Here is a 24,464-nt window from a genome sequence, read left to right on the forward strand (position 1 = left end):
ACGTTTTCCGCTTATGCTAACCGATTAGGCGGTTTTTTTAGTGCGTAAACTCACAAAAATTAACACAGCCCAACCAATCATAAAAAATATGCCACCAAGCGGTGTACTCCATACAAATAATCGTTGCCCCAATAATGCTAAAGCGTACAAGCTACCGCTAAATAACAAAATACCCAATATCCAACTGCCACCAATAATGTTTAAGGCTTTTGCTCTGCAAGCGGGTGGATTTTGTGTGGAATTTGCTAATTGGAACAAACCTAAAGCTAATAAAGCTAAGGTGTGAAACATTTGGTATTGAAGACCGGTATCAATCCAATCTAATGCTTTTGCCTCTAATATTTTAGCTAGTCCATGAGAAGCAAAAGCACCGAACGCAATACAGAAAAAGCCGCTAATTGCCGCCAATAAAACAAATTTATTTTTCATCATTTCTCCTTAAAAAATAATGCTAAATATAGCATAAAATTTATTACACATTTAGCCATCTTTTGTTATGATTTTGTTAATTTTTAACAAGGAGGCTGATTATGTCTGCACATTTATTGATCCCACAACTAATTGAAATCGTTGGTTCTCAATACATTATTACTGATGTCGCTAAAAGTGAGGCGTATCGGAGCGGTTATCGTTTCGGTACGGGAAAAGCCCTTGCTGTGGTGCGTCCTGCAACATTATTAGAATATTGGCGAGTTTTAAAAGCCTGTGTACGTCACGATGTTATTGTGATTAACCAAGTCGCCAATACTGGCTTGACGGGTGGCTCAACCCCGAACGGCAATGATTACGACCGAGAAATTGTCATTATCAATACGATGAGAATGGACGGTATCCAGTTGATTAATAATGCGGAACAAGTAGTCTGTTTACCGGGTTCAACACTCAATGAATTAGAAATTAAATTAAAACCGCACGGACGTGAACCTCACTCGGTTATTGGTTCATCTTGTATCGGTGCTTCGGTTATCGGCGGCGTTTGTAATAACTCCGGCGGTGCTTTAGTACAGCGTGGTCCGGCTTATACCGAAATGGCTTTATTTGCTCAACTAAATGAACAAGGCGAACTGGAACTTAAAAATCACTTAGGCATTGATTTAGGCGAAACACCGGAAGAAATTTTAGAAAACCTACAAAACAATCGTTATCAACGCAAAGATATTCAACAAAACTGCGGTAAAGGTCACGATCATACTTATTGTGATCACGTTCGTAAAATTGATGAAGATTCTCCTGCCCGTTTTAATGCCGATCCGAATCGCCACTATGAAGCCTCCGGTAGTGCCGGTAAATTAGCCGTATTTGCTGTGCGTTTAGATACATTCCCATTAGAAAAACAAACCGCTGTATTCTATATCGGCACAAATCACACTTCTACCCTAAATGATTTACGCCGTCATATGCTTGCTAACTTTAAGCAATTACCAATTTCCGGCGAATATATTCATCGTGATGCGTTTGATATCGTCGCTCGCTATGGTAAAGATACATTCTGGGTCATTAAAAAATTCGGCACACATTGGTTACCGAAATTATTTGCCTTAAAAGCCAATGCCGACCGTATTGCGAAAAAATTTTCGTTCTTACCTCACCATTTAAGCGATAAATTTATGCAGGCGTTATCTAAACGTCTACCAGAACATTTACCACAAAGTTTATGGCAATATCGTGAAAAATATGAGCATCATTTAATTCTGAAAATGGGTGGAACCGGTGTTGCCGAAGCTCGTGAATATTTGAAACAATATTTTTCTGAGCATGAGAAAGGCGGTTATTTCGAATGTAATGCGGTAGAAACACAAGCGGCAATGTTACACCGTTTTGCGGTAGCCTCCGCGCAATTCGTTACCGTGCAACGCACGAAAACGAAGTGGAAGATATTGTTGCGTTAGATATTGCATTACGCCGTAATGATCAAGATTGGTTTGAGGTCTTACCGCCTGAAATCGATCAAAAAATCCTACATAAACTCTATTATGGGCATTTTATGTGCCACGTGTTCCATCAAGATTATATTGTGAAAAAAGGTGTGGATTGCGTTGCATTAGAACACGAAATGTTAGACTTATTGGATAAACGAGGAGCGCAATATCCAGCAGAACATAATGTTGGACATTTATATGAAGCAAAACCAACACTACGCAAATTCTATAAAGATTTAGATCCAACCAATAGTTTTAATGTCGGTATTGGGCAAACCTCTAAGAAAAAATACTGGAAATAGCACACTTCAAGCGGTCTATTACCGTTTTTTCTTTACAAGTAAATTTGAAAAAATAACCGCTTGTCCATTCAGTTAAAACATAAAGAAAAACGCACTAAAGCCTTTCACTTTAGTGCGTTTTATTTTTACCAGTTTAAAATACTATGCTTGAGTATATTTCGGTTCTTTAAATACGGTGACTTCCGGTGCAACGCCAGTAAATTTCTCTACTTGTACCGTTGCGGTATTCGGTGAGTTACCTTGTGCTAATTTTGATGTACCTTCATCACGAGTCAACACATTCGGGTTACCGTTTTTACAAAGCGGTTGTTCTGATTTACCGAGATCCATCGGATCATACCAAGCCCCTTCATGTAATGCGATCGTGCCTTTAATAATACCATCTGTTACCACCGCACCGGCTAACACTTGACCACGTTTGTTGAAAATACGCACGATGTCACCGTTTGCAATACCACGAGTCGCATCTTCGGTATGAATTAATACCGGCTCACGATCATTTACTGCATAAAGTTTACGTAATGAGCTATAAGCTAATTGACTATGTAAACGATATTTTGAGTGTGGGGTGACTAAGGCAAGCGGTGCTTCTGCAGTTGCATTACCGGCGAACTCTTCGTGTTCCATCCAAGTTGGGTGACCTTTACAATCATCGTAATTCATTTTCGCCACTACATCAGAGAAAATTTCAATTTTGCCTGATGGTGTACCTAATGGATTGAGTAACGGATCGTTACGGAATTCTTCATAACGTACCCATTTTTTCGCTTTTTCAGTCGCTTTAAAGGTAATCGGCTTGTTATCCGCCCAGAACTGTTCAAATTTAGGCATTAATACACGGTTTTTACGTGCCGCATCAAATGCAGTTTGATAGAAACCTTTTAACCAATCCATTTCTGATTTACCTTCGGTAAATTCTTGTTCTTTACCTGCACGTTTTGAAAGCTCTGCGAAAATATCGTAATCGTTTTTCGCTTCAAATTGTGGCGGAACAACTTGTTTCATAGGGAAAATATTCATCATTGAATAATCGCCCGACATGGTTAAGTCATTACGTTCATAACTTGTAGTTGCCGGTAAAACAATATCCGCCATACGTGCGGTTGGTGTCCAGTGACATTCAGTAACAAATACGCTGTCCGGTTTTTGCCACGCTTTCACTAAGGTATTGGTGTCTTGGTGATGGGTAAACGGGTTACCGCCTGACCACCAAATCACTTTAATATCCGGGTAAGTCACTTTCGTGCCGTTATAGTCAATTGTTTTACCCGGATTTAATAACGCATCGGAAATGCGAGCAAGCGGGAAAGAGAATTTAGAAGTTTCATCCAACCAAGTTTTTGCGCCCGCTTCCGTAGACGGATTTGCAGAAATTGATCCTAAAATACCACCGGTTGCAGTCGGCGCACCACCGTTTGAATAGTGGTAGCTAAAACCAAAACCGCCACCCGGTAAACCGATTTGACCTAACATTGCGGCTAATGTCACTAACATCCAATGACCTTGCTCACCATGGCGTTGACGTTGAATACCCCAACCTGCCATTAACATCGTACGTTTACTTTGTAACTCTAATGCCAGTTTTTTGATGGTTTCTGCCGGTACGCCACAGATTTTACTTGCCCATTGTGCATCTTTCGGCTGTTTATCTTCCGTACCTAATAGGTATTTCTCAAATTGTTCGTAGCCTTTAGTGTATTTTTTGAGGAATTCTTTATCGTGTTTATCCTCGGCAACTAAAGTATGTGCCATACCTAGCATTAATGCCACATCAGAACCTGTATGAACCGGAATCCACTCTGCACCTAAATATTCGCAACTTTCGCTTCTTACCGGGTCAATACAGATAATACGTTTGCCGCTTTCTTTGAATTTCTTGAAGTATTCCAAACCTTGTTGATCGGTTGAAGTCCAAGCAAGACGTAACGTATTTAATGGATTTGCAGACCAAAGAACAATAGTATCTGTATTTTCTAATACAACGTCCCAGCTGGTTTGCTGTTCATATACTTCGATCGTACCTAATACGTGCGGCATAATCACTTGTGCCGCACCGGTTGAATAGTCACCTTTCACGCCGACAAAACCGCCGGTAATGTTTAGATAACGCTGTAATAACGTACGTGCTTGCATGTAATGAACCTGAGCTATACCAACCGTAAGAACCACCGAAAATTGCGCTTGGGCCATGTGCGTCACGCACACGTTTCATTTCGTTTGCAACTAATTCAAACGCTTTATCCCAAGAAACACGTACCCACTCATCACGACCACGTAAAGTCGTATCTTTATTACCTTCTAAGTAACCTTTACGTACCATCGGATATTTAACTCGAGTTTCACCGTGCACTTGATCAGGCACAACCGTTTGTAGTTCATTCTCGATTGACGAAGGCATCGCCGGGCCGGATTTAACCACTTTACCGTTTTCAACGACAACACCTAATGCCCCCCAGTGTGCCGCTGTCATCACGGTTTGCATTTCTGCCGCCGCTTCCGTTGAAATTAAGGCATTTACACCACCGCCCGCCAAAGATGTCCCAGCAAGACCGAGAGAAGTGTTTTTAATAAAACCACGGCGACTTGCATTAATTTTTTCTTGAGTTTTCATCTGCATAACCCTCTGAAAGTTAAGTTAAATTGACACCTTTCTAAACACGAGGGGATAGCGCATTTCTTTACTATCCGGTGTGGTAAGCGGTCTGATTTTGCAAAAATTTTGTGAATTTTGACCGCTTGTCACAGGCTTGTATCCCTTATCAGCGACTTAGGCATACAAGCTCGGTATCCTGTAAGTTAAATAAAATTAGTGTGAACTACCCGCAACATCTTTTGCGTTACGTTGTAGATAGATAGTAACCGCACGCACATCATCTGCGGTCATTGAAGTACGGTCTTTCATTGAATTTACAACACCAATCCATTGGTTTGCCGTATAATGTTCTGCACCAATCGGTGCATGGCAACCGCTACAATGGGTTTGATTCAAATTATCGCCAAAATAGTTAAGTGCTTGAATATCGGCTGTTAACGCTGTTTTTGGTAATGACACTTCAGCGCTCACTTCTTTCCAGTCTGAATTGGTTACATCGTCATGTACAGTCTGATGAACGGTTAATTTATCTTTCGCTTCATCTGCCACTAAGCCCACCATAATACGTTGACCTAGCCCCATATAAATGATGCTTTCCGCCCCCACTTGTCGCCAACCTTTAATTGCACCTGACACTTTATCACCGGATTCTTTCCATTGTGACAACTCCGCAAACGGTAATAAACGAATTTCTCCGCCTTGTGCCACCTGTGCCGGCTCCATCGCTAAGTTATATAATGTTTTGTCACCCGCACTAAATTGTCCGGCGTGTTTGGTTAATTCACCTAATGCCGCACTGTTATCTACTTGCATTTCCGGCATAAAGTGTGCAATACCTTTATGGCAATCAATACAGGTTTGATTGGTCTCTTGCGCTAACTTATGCATTTTTTGCGCTGCTTCTTTTTGTTCACTGATGATCATCGCATCAAAGCTATGGCGACTACGGCAAGTTGCCGAGTCGGTTTCTTTCATTTCTGCCCAAACACGTTGTGCCATGTCTAAACGATGTTTTTCATAGGCTTCTTGGTCTGGTAATTTATTGGTTACAAAGGTATGCCATACGTCCTTCAAGGCAACAAATTTCGCTTTCACATAATGCAGACCGTCTTGTGGCACATGGCAATCGGAACATTCGGCACGAATCCCTTTACGGTTAGAAAAATGCACACTACCTTCCCATTCTGCTTGAGGATGGCTCATCGAGTGACAACTGACACAAAACTCCGTAGAGCTAGTCGCCTTCATCACAGATTGAACACCAAATAGTGCCGCAAAGACCTAACACAACACATACCACTCCGCTTACGAGTGATAACTTAAATTTAGACATTTTGCCCCCACACTCAAATCAATAATAAAATAAAAAAATACTCATTTAGAAGTAGAAAGAAGATTATCATACCTCAGAATGATTAATTTGCTTCAAATCAAACTTTGTCAAGTTTGTATGCAAATTCAGCGATATCCACTTTATACTTCTTTCTAACTATTGCGAAAAACCTCTCCGACCTCTACAATGAGGCTATATTTATCAATAGACTCCGAGCTTGTTAACCTAACTTCTTAAACGATTTTCAAATTTCTCATCAAATTTGACCGCTTTATGATAAGAATATGGTTGCAATGCCTGTAATTAGCGTCGCTAATTCAAGGGAATTTCAAGAAATTGTTGTTCCTCTCGTGTTTAGAAAGGTGTCCAATGCAATCCATTCCAATTAAAAACGTTGGTGCGGATAATGTTTCTCAGCTTATTGATCGTTTTGAACGACAATATGTGTATTTACGTTTATCTGTGACCGATGTCTGCAATTTTCGCTGTAATTATTGTCTGCCGGACGGCTATAAACCGCCTTTCCATAAGCAGAAATTTTTGAGCGTATCCGAAATTCAGCGTGTTGTACGTACCTTTGCCGATCTCGGTACGGAAAAAGTGCGTATTACCGGTGGTGAACCGACTTTACGTAAAGATTTTTTAGAAATTGCTCATACCATTTCACAAACGAACGGCATTAAAAAAGTGGCATTAACCACCAATGGTTACCGTATGGAACGTGATATTGATTTATGGCAACAAGCCGGTATTACCGATATTAACGTCAGCGTAGATAGCCTAGATACACGCCAATTCCAGTTAATCACCGGTGAAAACAAGTTACAATCGATCCTCAAAGGTATTGATAGAGCATTTGAAATCGGCTACCGCAAAATCAAAGTAAATGCGGTATTAATGAAGCAATATACGGCTCCAGAATTGGATAAATTCCTCGCTTGGATTAAAGATAAACCGATTCAAATGCGTTTTATCGAGCTAATGGAAACCGGCGAAATGGACAGTTTTTTCAAAGCACAACATTTATCCGGTCAATCAGTAATGCAACGTTTATTACAAGAAGGCTGGCAATTACAGCCAAAAGCATTATCGGACGGTCCAGCAAAAGTGCTTTCGCACCCTGATTACCAAGGCGAAATCGGCTTAATTATGCCGTATGAGAAAAACTTCTGTGCCAGTTGCAACCGTCTGCGTGTTTCAGCACTCGGTAAATTGCACCTATGCTTATTCGGCGAGGAAGGCATCGATTTGCGAGATTTACTCTCGGAAGATACTCAACAAGCACAGCTGGAAGCACGTTTAAAAGCCGCATTACAAGGCAAACGGGAGCATCACTATTTGCATATCGGCGATAGTGGCGTTCGGAATAATCTCGCCTCAATCGGCGGCTAGTTTCTCTGTTACTTTTCTTTGCGTTGCCAAAGAAAAGTAACCAAAAGAAAGGCAACCCTACTTCACCGCTGTTCTTCACTTAGTTGAAATTTGCTTAACAGAACATTTTAGATTCGCCTACGGCTCAAGAAAAATGTTCCTACAAATTGCAACACGCTCAGGCGGTTCAGAAGGGAACCCAAGCGGTTATTTTTGTTAAGTTCTTTGCAAAAAAATTTTCGATAAAGCAAAGAAAGTGACAGAAAAAGCAATGAATCAATGTTATTAATATTAAAATACAAATACTTATTATGAATCAATTTACCCATATAAACACCAACGGCGAAGCCAATATGGTTGATGTTTCGATGAAACAAGAAACTGTCCGAGTGGCTCGTGCCGAAGCATTCGTTTCAATGAATAGCGAAACCTTACAAATGATCATTTCCGGTAATCATCACAAAGGCGATGTATTCGCAACCGCTCGAATTGCCGGTATTCAAGCGGCAAAAAGAACGTGGGAACTTATTCCGCTTTGCCATCCGTTGCTTCTCTCAAAAGTTGAAGTGCAACTTGAAGCCCTACCGGAAACCAACCAAGTACGCATCGAATCACTATGCAAACTAACCGGTAAAACCGGCGTAGAAATGGAAGCACTAACCGCGCCAGTGTGGTCGCCCTAACCATTTACGATATGTGCAAAGCGGTACAAAAAGATATGGTGATCGAAAATGTTCGTTTACTACACAAAAGTGGCGGTAAATCGGGCGAATTTAATGCGGAATAGGAATTAAATTTAGGGATAAATATGATTAACGTTTTATTTTTTGCACAGGTACGCGAATTGGTTGGCGTGGATGCTTTAACCGTTCCTGCTGAGTTTGAAACTGCCGAACAGCTACGTGAACATTTAAGCCAACAAGGTAAAAAATGGCAATTAGCGTTAGAAAAAGGCAAATTATTGGTAGCAATCAACCAAAGTATTTCCCCGTTGGAAAGCACAATCAAAGACGGCGATGAAGTAGCATTCTTCCCACCGGTAACAGGAGGCTAAATGCACGCTACGTTAATCAAAGTTCAACAAGAAACGTTTGATCAAAATGCGATTTACCACTGGCTAAGCGAACAGCATAGCGTGGGAGCAACCACGCTTTTTGTCGGCAAAGTACGAGAAATGAATTTAGGCGATAATGTATCCGGTTTATATTTGGAACATTACCCTGCAATGACCAAAAAAGCACTCCAAGAAATTGTAGATGAGGCACGTAGCCGTTGGGATTTACAACGTGTGGCAGTGATTCATCGTATTGGGCAACTTCATACTGGTGATGAAATTGTGTTGGTTGGGGTAAGTTCCGCTCACCGAGGCGATGCTTATCATTCTAACGAATTTATCATGGATTACCTTAAAACCCGTGCGCCGTTTTGGAAACGTGAAACCACACAAGACGGCGATCGCTGGATAGAAGGCAGAGAAAGCGACCAACTTGAAGCGGATAAATGGCAATAAATCACGCCCTTAGATTCACGGAATGTGTCGGAAGGTTTATAATATCTGACAACATTCCGTTTTTTATATATTGAGAATTTATGACAACACCAATTATTGATTTACAAATCGCTACTGAAAACAACGAAAATCTGCCGTCTTTAGACCAATTTACCCAATGGGTACAACGTGCGTTATCACACGAGGCACAAACTGAAGATTTTCCTGAAACGGAAATCACGATTCGTATCGTGGATGAAGCGGAAAGCCACGAATTAAACTTAACTTATCGTGGTAAAGACAAACCGACCAATGTGCTTTCATTTCCGTTTGAAGTACCGGAAGGCATTGAATTACCACTATTAGGTGATTTGATTATTTGCCGTCAAGTAGTGGAACAAGAAGCGCAAGAGCAACAAATCGCCTTAGAATCACATTGGGCGCACTTAGCGATTCACGGCACGTTACACTTACTCGGTTACGACCATATTGAAGATGCGGAAGCGGAAGAAATGGAAGGCTTAGAAACCGAGATTATGCAAAGTTTAGGTTTTGAAGATCCGTATATATCAGAAAAAGTGATTGAAGAATAATGCGTAAACTGGTGATTTTAGCTGAAATGCCTCCGCTTGACGGGGGCATTGTTATTCATAGTGGCAATATCTCCCAAGCTAAACAATATTTGGGGCAAGAACACCCCTATGCCATTTATGATATGCGCGCCGAAGACGGTGTATGTCTTAACTTAGATGCCTTAGCGATTATTGCCGGTACGATTCAGGCACAAGGCACGCTCTATCTCATTTGCCCGAATTGGGATTCACTGGAACAACAACTTGATTTTGACTCGCAACGTTGGAATAGTGGTAAGGCGATTGCTACACCGAATTTCTATCGCTACTTTAAAGTATTGGCACAAAAATTCGGCTTTCACTTTCAAACATTGGAAGAAACGGATTTTAGTTTGCCAACATCACAAAATCAAAGTTCAGTCACAGAACCTCTTACACCACAGCAACAAGAAATCTTTGAAAAATTACCGCTTGATACCTCCGCTATTCATTTGATCACCGCACCTCGCGGACGAGGCAAATCAACCCTCGCCGGGAAATTAGCCCAGCAGTTAGCCCAAACGGAATCGGTACTGATTACTGCAAGAAGTCACTCGGTCTTACCTAGTTTTTGGAAGTCTCTTGCGCAGAATATTCCTTTTTTTGCACCCGATCATCTATTACAAAAAATCGCGGCAAACCAAATTGCGGCAAATAGTTGGTTATTTATTGATGAATCGGCAAGTTTGCCGTTACCAATGTTACATCAACTCTGTGCTTACTTCGATAAAGTGGTGTTAACCACTACCACACATAATTATGAAGGCACTGGGAGAGGCTTCAGCCTGAAATTCCCCCAACAGCTCTCCAAGCCGTATCGAGAGTGGCAACTAGCCAAACCGCTACGTTGGGATGAAAATGATCCGTTGGAGCAATTTATTGATGAATTATTGATTATGTCGCCACCAAGCGAAACCAATCAATATGCTGAATTTTATCATTTACTGGCGGAAGCGCATTACAAAACGACACCGAGCGATTTACGCCGATTATTTGATGCACAAGATCAGTTACTACATTCTTTCTCCGAGCATCAGCGTTTAGTCGGCGGCATTTGGGCTGTACCTGAAGGTGGTTTAGTGTCTGAGTTAGCTGAAGCGATTTGGCGAGGGGAACGCCGTCCTCAAGGCAATTTAGTCGCACAATATCTTTGCTTCCAAGGCAACTTACTCGAAGCCTGTCAGCTACGTTCGATACGAATCTCACGTATTGCGGTACAACCTGAATTGCAACAGCAAGGGATTGGCAAGCGGTTAATTTCTGACTTTATTTTGCAAAAAATTCAGCAAAATCTACCGCTTGTAGACTATGTTTCGGTCAGCTTTGGGCTAACGGAACATCTGTTGAGTTTTTGGCAACAATGCGGTTTTCAGTTAGTGCAAATTACCCCGACTAAAGAAGCCAGTAGCGGCTATCACAGTGCGATGATGCTCTACCCGATTTCGGAGCAAGGTCAGCGATTTGTACAACAAGCTACCGCCCAATTTGAGCGAGATTTGGCACTACAGCCGTTTTATGCAGAATTGCAAAATATTTTGCTAATTCGACCGCTTGTGCAACTGCAAATGAACGAACAAGATTGGCGTAATATAGAAGGGTTTGCATTAGCGCGCGTTCGCTGGCGACAAGTTATGTCAGCCTAACACGCCTTTACTGGAAAGATCCTCGCAATCATGGTGTGTTAGCTAATCTCTGGCAACAATTTGAGCGTATTCAAGGTAAAAAAGAATGGTTGGATAACTTGCGTAGCCTAGTTTCCAACTACTTGCAATATGCACGCTAATTGGTTGCAAATCGCTATAAAAAAACCACCGCTTATTTGCGGTGGTTTTTCATTTACGAACCCATTATTTTTTACGTTCTAGCCATTTACCGTTAAGGTAATCGACAATCCATTTAGTCGCCTTGCCGTCTTTTTCAGAGGTCACATATTGACGTTTTTCTTTACGGCTAAAGCGAATAATCGCTTCATTCCCTTCCGGATCTTGCTGAGGTGCATCGGCAAGATATTGCAATTTCTCCGGTAAACGATCACGGTATTGTGCTAATTCGGCAACTTTTGGCGCACGTGTTTCACGTGATTTCGGGAAATTGTGTGCAGACATAAACACACCGCTTGCTCCATCACGTAATACGAAATACGCATCCGATTTTTCACATTTGAGTTCCGGGAAATGCGTCGGCTCTTCACGAGGTGGAGCTACTTCACCGTTTTTCAGAATCTTACGGGTATTATCGCAAGCGGTACAGCCCATATATTTACCGAAACGACCAAGTTTTAAGTGCATATCCGCACCGCATTTATCACACTCAACAATCGGGCCATCATAGCCTTTAATTTTGAATGTACCTTGTTCTAACACATATCCGTCACAATTCGGATTATTACCACAAATATGTAATTTACGTTGCGGATCAATCACATAGCTATCCATTGCCGAATCACATTTCGGACAACGCTTACGAGCTAACAAAGCTTTTGCTTCCGACTCTTCATCCAACACGTTGAGTAATTCCGCTTCCGGAATCAGATTCATTGTGGTTTTACAACGCTCTTTCGGTGGTAACGCATAACCGGTACAGCCTAAGAATACACCGGTAGAAGCGGTGCGAATTGCCATTTTTCTTGCGCAAGTCGGACAATCAATTTCCGTTGGCACAAGACTATTCGGCTTCATTCCGCCTTCCAGATCGTCTAATTCGGCTTTGGTGAGTCGCTCAGAGAAATCCTTGAAGAAATTATTGAGCGCCTCTTTCCAATTTTTATTACCTTCCGCAATTTGGTCGAGCGTTTCTTCCATATTGGCGGTAAAGTCGTAATTCATTAAATCGCTAAATGATTCATCTAAACGATCGGTGACGATTTCACCCATTTTTTCTGCATAGAAACGGCGATTTTCAGTACGCACGTAACCACGCTCTTGAATCGTTGAAATAATCGCCGCGTAAGTGGACGGACGGCCGATACCACGTTTTTCCAATTCTTTAACCAGTGCGGCCTCAGAGAAACGTGCTGGCGGTTTAGTAAAGTGCTGGCTAGGTAGCACTTCTTCTAACATTAATTTTTCATTGAGTGCGACTTCCGGTAACACTTGGTCTTCAGCGGTTTTGCCTTGTACCGGTAATGCTTTCGTCCAACCGTCAAAACGTAATACACGTCCTTTCGCTTTTAATTCATAATCGCCTGCTGTTACGGTAAGACTGGTTGAATCATAACGAGCCGGTGTCATCTGGCAAGCTAAGAAACGACGCCAGATAAGGTCGTACAGACGCTCGGCATCTTTTTCCATACCTTTTAAATCAGACATTTTTACGTTCACGTCTGACGGACGAATCGCTTCATGCGCTTCTTGCGCACCTTCTTTACTTGAATAGAAATTCGGTTTAGCCGGTAAATACTCGCTACCGAATTGCTCTTCAATATAACCACGCGCCATCGCTAATGCGTCTTGGCTTAAATTGGTTGAATCGGTACGCATATAAGTAATATAACCCGCTTCATATAAGCGCCGCGCCAACATCATGGTTTTTTTCACGCCAAAGCCCAAACGGGTACTCGCCGTTTGTTGCAATGTTGATGTAATAAATGGCGGGCTTGCTTTCGAAGAAGTCGGCTTTTTATCAATCTCCGAAACGATAAATTCACTACCTTGTAATGCTTTTACCGCTTCATCTGCTTGTTTTTGATTTTTTGCCGAGAATTTTTTACCTTTATAGCCGATTAAATCTAGCGGTAATTTCCCTTTAGTCGCTAGCGTATTGGCTAAGATCTCCCAATATTCTTCCGGTTGGAACGCTTTAATTTCTCGTTCACGTTCAACTAAAAGTTTAACCGCAACCGACTGTACACGCCCTGCAGATAAGCCTCGAGCCACTTTTTTCCACAGTAAAGGCGATACCATAAAGCCAACCACACGGTCTAAAAAGCGACGTGTTTGTTGCGCATTTACACGGTCTAAATTTAAATGATCCGGCTTCTCAAACGCTTTTTGAATAGCATTTTTGGTAATTTCATTGAACACCACTCGGCTAAAACGATCGTCATCACCACCGATAACTTCTCGCAAATGCCAAGCGATCGCTTCCCCTTCTCTATCCAAGTCGGTTGCGAGATAAATATGATCCGCTTTTTTAGCTAAAGATTTTAATTCGGATACAACTTTTTCTTTATCCGGTAGTACTTGATAATTCGCTTTCCAATCATGGTAAGGATCGATCCCCATACGTTTGACTAATGCGGCACGATCTTTTTCTGCTTTTAGTTTTGCTTTTTGTTCCGCAGTCATGCCTTTGGTGGAAATCGGTTTGGCTTTCTCGTTTTTTTCGCTTTCACTACCGCTTTTAGGTAAATCACGAATATGACCGACACTCGATTTAACAACATAATCGCTACCTAGATATTTATTGATTGTCTTAGCTTTCGCCGGCGACTCCACAATAACCAATGATTTTCCCATTAATAACTACCTAAAATGTAAATAATTCAAGAAATATATTATAGTTTATTTCTTTCTGGTTGATATTTGATACTAATTGACCCAAAATATGTCGACAATAGCAAGCCTAGTAATAAAAGACAATATCTAGAGAAAGAAATTATGGACAAACTCAACGCAATTAATCTTTTTTGCCGAGTGATTGAAACACAAAGTTTCACTCAAGCCGCTCAGCTTGAACAAATTTCGTTGGCAATGGCAAGTAAACTTATTGCTCAGCTTGAAGAACATCTTAATGTAAGATTACTTCACCGTACAACTCGTAAGATCACTCCGACAGAAGCGGGATTACTTTATTACCAGCGATGCCTGCCAATTCTTAACGAGTTAAAAGATGCGGAGAATAGTGTAAGCAATATTACCTCAACATTACAAGGGAAAATCACGATTTCTCTACCAATGGATTTTGGTTCGCGTTTTGTTGCACCTTATTTAGGCAATTTTATGGCTACTTATCCAAATATTCAGCTTAATATTGAATTTAGCGATCGCCGTGTTGATGTAGTGGCGGAAGGATATGATTTAGTCTTACGTATCGGTGCATTGCCGGATAGTTCTATTGTTGCAAAACGTATTGCACAATCCGAACTGGTTATGCTTGCATCACCGGATTATTTAGCTAAACACGGTACGCCTGAAAACCTCGACCAACTCAGTCAACATACTTGCCTACTGTATGAAAATCATCAGCAATGGCAATTTATGGAGGGCGATCAAAAGATAAAGTTGAAGCCAAATGCCCACGTCATTACCAATAACGGTTATGCGTTATTACAAATGACGAAAGCCGGACAAGGCATCGTCAATTTACCGCTCTTTTTAGCCAAAGAAGAAATGAGTGCCGGTAAGTTAGTTGAAATTTTGCCTCAATATACACAACATTCGATAGATATTAGCGTTCTGTATCCGCATCGCCGCTATTTATCGCCTAAAGTAAAAGTATTGATTGAGTTTTTGAGCAAACTTATGCAAGAAAAACAACAATATTTAATCAAGTAATCAGCGGTCAAATTTTATTTTTGATAAAACAGGAAGGGTACGAGAGAAAACTCTCGCACCTTCTATTAATGATAGATTCAAGCTCTTATGGATTAAGATCCAAAATCAAAATCTTCGACATTCGCTGATAATTGTAATGTTCCCGTTTCTCTTTCGGTAAATCTTCCGTACCGGATATCACAAAGCCACGTTCTTGGAACCATTGTGTTGTGCGAGTGGTTAATACAAATAATTTCTCGATCTGTAATTTATAAGCTCTACGTTTAATCGCTTCCAATAACACATCGCCTCGTGATGAATCTCGATAATCAGGATGCACCGCCACACACGCCATTTCCGCCATTTTTTCTTCCGGATAATGATTCAGTGCCGCACAGGCAATCACAATACCGTCACGTTCAATAATCGTATAATGACTAATCTCCATTTCCAGCTGTTCACGTGAACGTTTTACTAAAATACCCTGCTCTTCAAGCGGTCGAATCAGATTTAATAAACCGGGAATATCAAACGAAGTAGCCAAACGAATATTTTCCGAACTCTCTTCCGATAACTGCGTACCGATACCGTCACGAGAGAACAACTCTTGAAGTAATGAGCCGTCTTCTTTATAACTCAGCAAATGCGAACGTTTAATGCCGGCATGGCAAGCTTCAATGGTCGCCTGTAAAAAGCGTGCGACGGAATTGTGGTATTGCCCGGATTCAATAAATTGTGTTAAATAACGTTTTGCCTCACGAGGATGAAGATCTGATAACACATTACCGCTTTGATCCAAGATCCCTTGTTGATCACAAAAGCCAATTAACTTATCTGCTTTGAGTTTTATCGCAATTTGTGTTGCGATTTCCTCAAATGGCAAATTAAACATTTCACCAGTGACCGAAGGTGCGATCGGACCAATCACCACGATCGCATCCTGTGCTAATTGTTGCTGAATCCCTTCAATATTAATCCGGCGAATCTTACCGCTTAAGCCATAATCTACACCATCAATCACACCAAGCGGCTGTGCTAATACCGCATTGTCGCTAACCACATTCAGTACAGGCGAGTTCGGCAAACGCGCGACAAACGAGAAAAAATATCATAATGCAATCCACCCACCGCTTGCTTTACCACTTCCAGCGTTTTGCTATCGGTAATACGAATATTATTATGATAGTCAGAACTCATCTGATTTTTTGCCAATAGCTCATCAATTTGGCAACGAGCCCCAAATACGATGACTAACTTGATGCCTAAACTGTGTAGCAATCCAATATCGTTGGTAATATTAATAAAATTCGGATGAGCAATCGCATTACCGTCTAACATAATCACAAAGGTTTTCTCTCTGTGCATATTAACGTAAGGCGTGGATTGTCTAAACCACTGGACTAATTCTGTGTTACGCATAACTTCCTCATTATTCTTTGTTTTGGGTAAATGTATATCAAAATGAATATTTATGCAATTTAATTGAATTAAAATTTATATCTACCTATAAAAAAGCGGTTAAGTTTGCAAATTTTTTTACAAATTTAACCGCTTATTATTGCGCTATACTCTTTCCGACAACTTCTCAAATTCAGTGAAATAGGTCGGGAAGGTTTTTGCCGTGCATTTCGGATCTAAAATCGTCACTGGTGTATCGGACAATGCAATCAACGAGAAACACATCGCCATACGGTGATCATTATAAGTAGCAATGTCTGCGTGTTGGAATTGACTTAATGGCAAAGGTTGAATACGAATAAAATCTTCGCCTTCCTCAACTGTTGCACCTACTTTACGCAATTCAGTCGCCATCGCCGTTAGACGATCCGTTTCTTTGACACGCCAGTTATAAATATTGCGAATCACGGTTTCTCCTTCAGCGAATAATGCGGTAGTCGCAATCGTCATCGCGGCATCCGGAATATGATTCATATCCATATCCACACCTTTCAGTTCGCCCTGCTCTGCTTGGATAAAATCCTCACCCCAAGTAATTTTAGCCCCCATTGCTTCTAGCACATTGGCAAACAAGCGGTCGCCTTGGATCGAGTTTTTACCAATACCGGTCACTTTCACTTTACCTTTAATCGCACCGGCGCCTAAGAAATAAGAAGCGGATGAGGCATCGCCTTCCACCAAATATTTCTCCGGTGAAATGTAGCTTTGGTTACCTTTTACCACAAAGGTCTGATAATTTTGGTTCTCAACATTTACCCCAAAATCTTTCATCATTGCTAAGGTAATATCAATATAAGGTTTTGATACCAGTTCACCGATAATTTCAATTTCCATATTGCCTTCAGCAAGCGGTGCCGCCATTAGTAAAGCGGTTAAAAATTGACTAGAAATTGATCCGTCAATTTGTACTTTTCCGCCTTTTAGACCGCTATTGCGGATAGCTACCGGCGGATAACCTTCATTTTCCAAATATTGAACGCTTGCACCCGCTTGGCGAAGGGCATCAACCAAGTGTTTGATCGGGCGTTCTTTCATACGAGGCTCGCCGGTTAGAATCACTTCCGCTTCAGTTGCTCCTTTTAAACACAACGCGCGGTTAACGGACGCATTGCCGTACCTGCATTACCTAAAAATAACGATAACCCATTTTGCCAGTTAAATGCACCGCCAATACCTTCAACAGTACAAACGGTCTTATCTTCCGATAATGAATAATTCACGCCTAATGCTTTTAACGCATTGAGCATATGACGAATATCATCACTATCTAATAAATTGGTAACTTTAGTTGTCCCTTTCGCTAAAGCGACTAATAATAACGCTCGATTTGAAAGGCTTTTTGAGCCGGGTAAATTAATCTCGCCTTCAACACGGCTGATCGGTGCTAATGTAATTTTTTCCATCGGTATTCTCTTAAATTAGCCTAATACTTTTACTAATGCGACAAACAAGCGGTCATTTTCTTGCGGTAAACCGATACTGATCCGTAAATGATTCGGCATACCATAACCTGCAATCGGACGAACAATTACACCTTCACGTAATAAGGCTTCATAAATCGGTGTCGCCGGACGTTTGAAATCAATCGTAATAAAGTTACCTTTGGACGGAATATAGTCCAACCCTTGTGCTTGGCAGAATGCTTCATAACGTTGCATTTCTTGGCGATTATTCTCCGCGACTTTTTCTACAAAAGCATCGTCATTCATCACCGCAATCGCTGAAGCCAATGCAAGGCTATTACAGTTAAACGGCTGACGCACACGGTTGAGTAAATCGGCAATTTCTGCGTTAGATACGGCATAACCGATTCGTAATCCGGCAAGTCCATAGGCTTTTGAAAGTGAACGAGAAACAATTAAATTCGGATATTTTGCCAATAAACCAAATGAATCAACACGTTCGGAAGCCTCTGTAAATTCGGTATATGCTTCATCTAATACTACAATCACATTTGCCGGTACTTTCGCTAAGAAAGCATCAATTTCCGCTTCAGTTAAGAAATTACCAGTCGGATTATTCGGATTGGCAATAAAAATTAGTTTGGTTTTTTCATTGATAGCCGCAAGAAACGCCTCTAAATCATGTCCCCAATTTTTTGCCGGAATTTCACGTGCCACCGCATTAATTGCTTTAGTCACTAACGGATATACGATAAAGGCATATTGCGAATAGATGATTTCATCTTGTTCGCTGGCAAAAGTATGTGCAAATAACTCCAATAAATCATTTGAACCGTTACCTAAGGTAATTTGATTAGCTTGTACGCCGAATTTTTTTGAAATCGCTTCTTTTAATTCAAAGCCGTTTGCATCCGGATAACGAGTGAGATCATTTAATTGACTAATAATCGCTTGTTTGGCACTTTCCGGGAACCCGAACGGGTTTTCATTAGAAGCCAATTTAATGATATTGCTGATACCAAGTTCACGCTCTAACTCTTCAATCGGTTTGCCTGCTTGGTAAGGAGAAAGAGATTTCACGCCCTGATTGGCGATGTTGATAAATTGCATGTTTACCTCTGTAACATTATTTTTATTGAGTTATTGGATTGTATTAGAGAATTTTAATCTTTACCAGTAAAAAATACGTTACAACTGGAAAGAAATCAATACATGATTAATTGTTCAACTAGCTGGCGTAAAATCATATCCATATAAAAAAGGCTATCCCACTGGATAGCCTCAGTAATTTTTTTAAAGATTATGCATTTTCTTGTGCAAATTTATCCATAAATCGAATTAACGCTTCCACGCCTTCAATCGGCATTGCGTTATAAATTGAGGCACGCATACCCCCTAACACTTTGTGTCCTTTTAAGGCGTGTAACCCACAAGCGGTCGCTTCTGCCACAAATTTTGCATTTAATTCGTCATTATCGGTGGTAAACGTCACATTCATTACTGAACGATTTGCTTCCGCAATATAATTGCGATAGAAAGAACTGTTGTCCAAGTAGTTATAAAGCAATTCCGCTTTTGCCGCATTACGTTGTTCAACTGTCGCTAAACCGCCTTCTTTAATTAAATGCTTAAAGACTAATGAACATAAATACCAAGCAAATGTAGGCGGTGTATTGATCATTGAATCCGCATTCACTTGCGTTGCATAGTTCCAAATCGAAGGAGTTGCCGTGCGAGCTTTACCAATCAGATCTTCACGCACAATCACAATGGTAATGCCAGCTGGCCCTAGATTTTTTTGCGCACCTGCATAAATTAAGCCAAATTTACTGATATCTAATTTACGAGCAAGAATATTAGACGACATATCCGCGACTAATACCGCATTACCGACATTTGGAATCTCGTGGATTTCCACCCCGCTAATCGTTTCATTCGGGCAATAATGGACATAATCATATTGATCAGCAATATCACTAAAATCGGTACGCGTCACCGAAATAATACCGCTTTGATCTTTTTCAACGATATTAATCTCGTCAATCTCACAGAAGTTACGAGCCTCTTTTGCCGCTGTCGCAGACCAATGACCACTATTTAGATATAACGCTTTACCTTTTTCGCCTATTAGATTCATAGGAATTGCGGCAAATTGTCCTCTTGCTCCGCCTTGTAAGAACAAAATCTTATAGTTATCCGGAATATTATATACTTGACGTAAATCTTGCTCCGATTGAGTCGCCAATTCCATAAAGAATTTACCACGGTGGCTGACTTCCATCACCGAAGTCCCCTGATCTTGCCAATTCAATAATTCTTGTTGAGCTTGTTCCAAGACGGCTTTAGGCATCATTGCCGGGCCTGCACTGAAATTATAAACTTGTGTCATTGTGTTTGCCTCTTATGTGTTTTTAAAACAGATTTGACCATTCTAGCGAAAACATTCACTACTTTGAAAGCACTTTTTGCTAGAAAAAAATAAAGCGGTTAAATTTGCAAAAAATGTTACAAATTTAACCGCTTATAAGACTCAAATTATCGGCCGTGAACACGTTGTTCCAAAATCACATCCAACGTTTTTTGTTTTTGTTGAATAGATTTTTCCGGCTCTGCTTTCACTAACAACGCATAAATCAAATCAAGCACAAACAATTGTGCCATTTTAGTACCAATAGAATCGCCTTGCATATGCCCTTGGCGGTTACCATTGATTAATACATAATCAGCAACATTGGTAATCGGAGAACGTATATGATGGGTAATTGCCACCGTTTTTGCGTTGTTTTTACGTGCAATACGTAATGAACTAATCACTTCTTCGGAGTAACCTGAATGACTAATGCCAATCACTACATCGCCCTCACGCAATAATGAAGCTTGCATATACATAAAGTGGTTATTAGTGACCGCATCAGTTTGTAATCCAATCCGCATCAACTTATGCTTTGCATCTTCTGCCGTAAGACCGGAAGAACCCACCCCAAATAAAAAGATTCGTTCCGCTTTTTGTAATGTTTTTACTACTTTCTCAAGTTCTTGAAAATCAAGTAAATTTATGGTTTCAGCAATCACATTATTCAGACTACTTTGTAACTTGACTGCAATCTCTTTAGGTGTATCCGCTTCAGATACATCCGTATCAAATATTGAATTGCTATGTTTTTCCTGTGTTGCTAATTCGATTGCCAAATCCAGTTTAAAATCTGTGTACCCCTTAAATCCTAAGGTTCGACAAAATCGAATAAACGTGGCTTCTCCTACATCTAGCTGTTTAGCAACTTCGGAAAGTGAATTTTGGCTTAAAATTTCAGGTTGAGCCAAAATCGCTGAGGCAATTTTCTTTTCTGTTTTGGTTAAACTGGTTTGCAAAGCACCAATGGTATCTAAGATTTTTCCTCGAGCAGACATATTGCCTCCTATAGATAACTAACCGGCACTTTTACCACTAATTTTTTGAGCAATTTATTTTGACCTGCAACAGAATTGCCCGGTTTATGCGGTTCATACGGAAGGAAAATCGCAAACATATTAGGTTGTAACACTAACTCATTTTTATGCTCAATTTCTTTAGTTAATTGATAGTCATCTTCATCACGATATTCGTCAAATAGTGCTAAATTAGGCTGACTTAATCCGTATTCAATCATCTCCTCGCCAGCAATTAATAATTGAATATCAATAAACTTACGGTGCATTTCCGCTTGTTTTTCTTCCGCCGGACTGGTTTCAAATGCCATCACATTCATTCGTACCCCTTCCTCTAAATCTTGCCAACCTAAAGGAAGATTTGCTAGATCTAAAGACTTTAATTTCTCACATAAACGGGCAAAAACCGGAGGTAATGATTGTGCGTAATCAGCACGAGATAAGTCGCCTAATAACATAATAAAATCCTCATCTGAAATAATGATATAAATATAGATTGTTGCATCTGTTCAGCCAACGCTCCATAAATGAAGATATACTCCAATAAGAGTAGGTTAAAGATTTATGGAATAAATAACAAGCTGGAAAAGGAAAAAATGAGAACTAGATCAAATTTTTAGAAAAGAATAGGTATAAATTTCTACTTTATACCTATCTCGTTGAAATTACTTAATTTTTAATTGTAAGCCTAATGCGGATAAATATTTTTTTTCCTCTTCTAAATCAGCTAACACGAGCGGATTATGCGTAAGAAAATCTGCTTCAAACGTTAAGTACCAATCATTATTTTCTATTTCAAGAGATAATTTCTGAGGCATTACCGTCGCCTGACGAGAACGATTAAGTAATACAGACAATCGAAACACACGTAATAAAGTTAATAAGTCCCGATGTTGGTAGCGATTGGTACTACGAATATCACTGCGTTTAAAGCCTTTTAAATGATAACGCATCAGCATTGCCAATAAATTCTGTTGTTCTGAATCAAATCCCGGTAAATCACGGTGAGCAATGATATAAGCGGAATGTTTATGCACACCGTTATGATTAATCACGATACCGATTTCGTGCAACAAACTCGCCCATTTCAACATACTTGATAATTCACTCGTTTGGCGGCGGTTACGCCAATACTTCACTTGCTCAAATAATGCCAAGGCAGTTCGCTCTACTCGGTGTGCCTGTTGCTGATCAATATTGAACTGCTCTGCTAAAGCCTCAGCGGTACGTTGACGAATATCGCCGACTTGGAAACTTTTTTCCAATCCATACATTACGCCTTCTCGTAAAGCACCGTCTGAATAACGCATTGATTCGATACGGAAATTATGGAATAACGCTAACAAAATCGCCAAACCCGGGACTAATACGTCCGCTCGTTCTTCTAACAAGCCTTTCATTTGAATAGCATTGAGAGAATCAAAACGTAAGCACTCATCAATTAAGGTTTGTAAACGTTCTTCGGTAATTAATCCATCTCGATAACCATTGGCAATCAGCACTTTTTGGACGGTTTTAATCGTACCAGACGAACCTAAAACGTGTTGCCAACCTAACTGACGATATTCCCAAGCTAAATCCTCAATTTTTTCCATCGCTAATTGGTAAGCACTGTCAAATCGTTCAATCGTCAATTCGCCTTTTGCAAAAAAACGGTTGGCAAAACTGACGCATCCCATATGACGACTTTCCGCTCTTAACGGCGTAAAGTCATCACCAATCGTCATTTCGGTAGAACCGCCGCCAATATCAACTACGAATTTTCGTCCACTTTCCGGTTGAGTATGACTAACACCCGAATAAATTAAACGGGCTTCATCCGGTCCAGAAATAATTTGAATCGGAAATGGAAAGACTTCTGCGACCTGTTTTAGAAACTCATCATTGTTAATTGCTCGGCGTAAGGTATAAGTACCGACCACCTTTACATTTTCTACTGAGAAGCCTTGCAAACGATCCGCAAATAATGCCAAGCAATCTACACCTCTTTGAATTGCTTCTTGGCTTAAAATACGATGTTCATCTAAACCGTCCGCTAAACGTACTCGGCGTTTCAAGCGAGAAAGCACTTGAATCGAGCCATTCACAATTCTTGCTACAATCATATGAAAACTGTTCGATCCCAAATCGATCGCGACAAATTCTCTAGGTACTAATTGTTTAGGCTGTGTCATACAAAATAATCCTTTTAACCGAGCAATAAAATAACAAGATTTTATCACTTATCTTACGAATCAATCGAATAAATTTAATAAATTTGTTGGTTATTTCAACAAATAAACCGCTCTTAGCAAAACATTTTGACGAATAGAATGAAAAGGTCTAGGATTCATATTATTTTGACTTTCAATTTACTAACAGGGGTTTAAAATGGCTGATGTTAAAAAACAATCTTTCCAAGATATGTTGGATTATGTTCATCTTTACCGTTTAAAAAATAAATTACACCGTGAAACGGCGGATAACGATCGTAAAATCCGTGACAATCAAAAACGTGTTTTGTTATTGGATAACTTAAACCAATATATCAATGATTCAATGAGTGTAGAGGAAATCCGTGCGATCATTGCCAATATGCGTGATGACTACGAAAACCGTGTTGACGATTATATGATCCGTAATGCGGAACTTTCAAAACAACGTCGTGAAATTCGCCAAAAAATGGCAACTCATAAATCCGCAACACCGGCAAAAGACGATAAATAATTTCTTCGATTCTATTTCCCAAAACGACAAGATTTCATTAGATCCTGTCGTTTTTTTCTAATTATGTCCATTCCTTAATCACTTTCTTTGATTACAATAAATATTATTTGACACAACCATAATAAAAAGGTATTTCTATACTCGCTTTCCGTACTAGATATATGGAAAGAAGTAATGATTTTATCATTGCGGGAGAGGAGCAACACTCAGGCAGTTTAATCCGAGGCAACTAGGGCCGTTTGAGGATTAAATGATGGGAGTGATTGCCGAGGTGTGAATTCACTAGACTGGAATGAACATCGGCTGAGTCAGGTTGAATCCTATCAGCTGTCATTTAACACATGTTTAAATGGAGTGCTCTGATTAATTGGTTCTTAAA

The 24,464-nt window shown here is 40.3% G+C and carries 13 protein-coding genes, 7 pseudogenes and 3 riboswitches; of the genes and pseudogenes, 9 read left to right on the plus strand and 11 right to left on the minus strand.

What is annotated here, in order from left to right; all coding sequences use genetic code 11:
* Positions 1 to 24: 24 nt before the first annotated feature.
* The gene (locus NYR89_RS03770) at positions 25 to 429 is read right to left on the minus strand and encodes a DUF423 domain-containing protein (RefSeq protein ID WP_279446404.1); all 405 of its coding nucleotides are present in this window, start codon (positions 427 to 429) and stop codon (positions 25 to 27) included.
* 101 nt (positions 430 to 530) lie between these two features.
* Between NYR89_RS03770 and dld the strand changes: the two are divergent.
* A pseudogene (gene dld, locus NYR89_RS03775) lies at positions 531 to 2,221 on the plus strand (D-lactate dehydrogenase).
* A gap of 141 nt (positions 2,222 to 2,362) precedes the next feature.
* Here the strand turns inward: dld and torA are convergent.
* A pseudogene (gene torA, locus NYR89_RS03780) lies at positions 2,363 to 4,832 on the minus strand (trimethylamine-N-oxide reductase TorA).
* Positions 4,833 to 4,849: 17 nt separating this feature from the next.
* Positions 4,850 to 5,020: riboswitch (molybdenum cofactor riboswitch) on the minus strand.
* A 7-nt stretch (positions 5,021 to 5,027) separates the two neighbouring features.
* Positions 5,028 to 6,147, minus strand: a pseudogene (locus tag NYR89_RS03785) (NapC/NirT family cytochrome c).
* A 197-nt stretch (positions 6,148 to 6,344) separates the two neighbouring features.
* Positions 6,345 to 6,528, plus strand: a riboswitch (molybdenum cofactor riboswitch).
* Between NYR89_RS03785 and moaA the strand changes: the two are divergent.
* From moaA to NYR89_RS03815, 6 genes and pseudogenes are all read left to right on the plus strand, one after another.
* The gene (gene moaA / locus NYR89_RS03790; RefSeq protein WP_279446405.1) at positions 6,517 to 7,539 is read left to right on the plus strand and encodes a GTP 3',8-cyclase MoaA; all 1,023 of its coding nucleotides are present in this window, start codon (positions 6,517 to 6,519) and stop codon (positions 7,537 to 7,539) included. It overlaps the preceding riboswitch by 12 nt.
* 290 nt (positions 7,540 to 7,829) lie before the next feature.
* Positions 7,830 to 8,305: pseudogene (gene moaC / locus NYR89_RS03795) on the plus strand (cyclic pyranopterin monophosphate synthase MoaC).
* 21 nt (positions 8,306 to 8,326) lie between these two features.
* On the plus strand, positions 8,327 to 8,572 hold the full coding sequence (moaD, locus tag NYR89_RS03800; protein ID WP_279446406.1) for a molybdopterin synthase sulfur carrier subunit: 246 nt from the start codon (positions 8,327 to 8,329) through the stop codon (positions 8,570 to 8,572).
* Positions 8,573 to 9,028, plus strand: coding sequence for a molybdopterin synthase catalytic subunit MoaE (moaE, locus tag NYR89_RS03805; protein WP_279446407.1), 456 nt, complete (start codon positions 8,573 to 8,575; stop codon positions 9,026 to 9,028).
* Between the two features lie 80 nt (positions 9,029 to 9,108).
* The gene (gene ybeY, locus NYR89_RS03810; RefSeq protein ID WP_279446408.1) at positions 9,109 to 9,600 is read left to right on the plus strand and encodes an rRNA maturation RNase YbeY; all 492 of its coding nucleotides are present in this window, start codon (positions 9,109 to 9,111) and stop codon (positions 9,598 to 9,600) included.
* A pseudogene (locus tag NYR89_RS03815) lies at positions 9,600 to 11,401 on the plus strand (tRNA(Met) cytidine acetyltransferase TmcA domain-containing protein). The gene ybeY and the pseudogene NYR89_RS03815 overlap by 1 nt, the downstream one beginning before the upstream one ends.
* A 64-nt stretch (positions 11,402 to 11,465) precedes the next feature.
* Here NYR89_RS03815 and topA read toward each other — a convergent pair.
* Positions 11,466 to 14,075 carry a type I DNA topoisomerase gene (gene topA, locus NYR89_RS03820; protein WP_279446409.1) on the minus strand — a complete coding sequence of 870 codons (2,610 nt, stop codon included), beginning with the start codon at positions 14,073 to 14,075 and terminating at the stop codon, positions 11,466 to 11,468.
* 141 nt (positions 14,076 to 14,216) lie between these two features.
* Between topA and NYR89_RS03825 the strand changes: the two genes are divergently transcribed.
* Positions 14,217 to 15,113, plus strand: a complete 897-nt coding sequence (locus NYR89_RS03825; protein WP_279446410.1) for a LysR family transcriptional regulator — start codon at positions 14,217 to 14,219, stop codon at positions 15,111 to 15,113.
* Positions 15,114 to 15,198: 85 nt separating this feature from the next.
* Here NYR89_RS03825 and argA read toward each other — a convergent pair.
* The 7 genes and pseudogenes from argA to ppx form a co-directional block, all read right to left on the minus strand.
* Positions 15,199 to 16,511, minus strand: a pseudogene (gene argA / locus NYR89_RS03830) (amino-acid N-acetyltransferase).
* Between the two features lie 144 nt (positions 16,512 to 16,655).
* Positions 16,656 to 17,953, minus strand: a pseudogene (gene aroA, locus NYR89_RS03835) (3-phosphoshikimate 1-carboxyvinyltransferase).
* Between the two features lie 15 nt (positions 17,954 to 17,968).
* Positions 17,969 to 19,063: a histidinol-phosphate transaminase gene (hisC, locus tag NYR89_RS03840; protein WP_279446411.1), complete on the minus strand. Its 1,095-nt coding sequence runs from the start codon at positions 19,061 to 19,063 to the stop codon at positions 17,969 to 17,971.
* 190 nt (positions 19,064 to 19,253) lie between these two features.
* Positions 19,254 to 20,342: a 3-phosphoserine/phosphohydroxythreonine transaminase gene (gene serC / locus NYR89_RS03845; RefSeq protein ID WP_279446412.1), complete on the minus strand. Its 1,089-nt coding sequence runs from the start codon at positions 20,340 to 20,342 to the stop codon at positions 19,254 to 19,256.
* Between the two features lie 146 nt (positions 20,343 to 20,488).
* Complete coding sequence (locus tag NYR89_RS03850) at positions 20,489 to 21,361, minus strand: MurR/RpiR family transcriptional regulator (RefSeq protein ID WP_279446413.1); 873 nt, start codon at positions 21,359 to 21,361, stop codon at positions 20,489 to 20,491.
* A gap of 8 nt (positions 21,362 to 21,369) precedes the next feature.
* On the minus strand, positions 21,370 to 21,837 hold the full coding sequence (nanQ, locus tag NYR89_RS03855) for an N-acetylneuraminate anomerase (RefSeq protein WP_279446414.1): 468 nt from the start codon (positions 21,835 to 21,837) through the stop codon (positions 21,370 to 21,372).
* Positions 21,838 to 22,044: 207 nt separating this feature from the next.
* Entirely contained in the window at positions 22,045 to 23,553 is a 1,509-nt protein-coding gene (ppx, locus tag NYR89_RS03860) for an exopolyphosphatase (protein ID WP_279446415.1), read from the minus strand.
* Between the two features lie 196 nt (positions 23,554 to 23,749).
* Here ppx and NYR89_RS03865 point away from each other — a divergent pair, with 196 nt between their 5' ends.
* Positions 23,750 to 24,085 carry a DUF496 family protein gene (locus NYR89_RS03865; protein WP_279446416.1) on the plus strand — a complete coding sequence of 112 codons (336 nt, stop codon included), beginning with the start codon at positions 23,750 to 23,752 and terminating at the stop codon, positions 24,083 to 24,085.
* A 184-nt stretch (positions 24,086 to 24,269) separates the two neighbouring features.
* Positions 24,270 to 24,453, plus strand: a riboswitch (Lysine riboswitch).
* Positions 24,454 to 24,464: the final 11 nt, after the last annotated feature.

The organism is Actinobacillus arthritidis, from assembly GCF_029774155.1.
GTDB lineage: Bacteria > Pseudomonadota > Gammaproteobacteria > Enterobacterales > Pasteurellaceae > Actinobacillus > Actinobacillus arthritidis.

Coding starts and splice junctions, on each gene's coding strand:
- topA (WP_279446409.1), bottom strand. CDS start 14,075: ATGGGAAAATCATTGGTTATTGTGGAGTCGCCGGCGAAAGCTAAGACA.
- ppx (WP_279446415.1), bottom strand. CDS start 23,553: ATGACACAGCCTAAACAATTAGTACCTAGAGAATTTGTCGCGATCGAT.
- ybeY (WP_279446408.1), top strand. CDS start 9,109: ATGACAACACCAATTATTGATTTACAAATCGCTACTGAAAACAACGAA.
- NYR89_RS03825 (WP_279446410.1), top strand. CDS start 14,217: ATGGACAAACTCAACGCAATTAATCTTTTTTGCCGAGTGATTGAAACA.
- serC (WP_279446412.1), bottom strand. CDS start 20,342: ATGACACAAGTTTATAATTTCAGTGCAGGCCCGGCAATGATGCCTAAA.
- NYR89_RS03850 (WP_279446413.1), bottom strand. CDS start 21,361: ATGTCTGCTCGAGGAAAAATCTTAGATACCATTGGTGCTTTGCAAACC.
- NYR89_RS03770 (WP_279446404.1), bottom strand. CDS start 429: ATGAAAAATAAATTTGTTTTATTGGCGGCAATTAGCGGCTTTTTCTGT.
- moaD (WP_279446406.1), top strand. CDS start 8,327: ATGATTAACGTTTTATTTTTTGCACAGGTACGCGAATTGGTTGGCGTG.
- NYR89_RS03865 (WP_279446416.1), top strand. CDS start 23,750: ATGGCTGATGTTAAAAAACAATCTTTCCAAGATATGTTGGATTATGTT.
- hisC (WP_279446411.1), bottom strand. CDS start 19,063: ATGCAATTTATCAACATCGCCAATCAGGGCGTGAAATCTCTTTCTCCT.
- nanQ (WP_279446414.1), bottom strand. CDS start 21,837: ATGTTATTAGGCGACTTATCTCGTGCTGATTACGCACAATCATTACCT.
- moaA (WP_279446405.1), top strand. CDS start 6,517: ATGCAATCCATTCCAATTAAAAACGTTGGTGCGGATAATGTTTCTCAG.
- moaE (WP_279446407.1), top strand. CDS start 8,573: ATGCACGCTACGTTAATCAAAGTTCAACAAGAAACGTTTGATCAAAAT.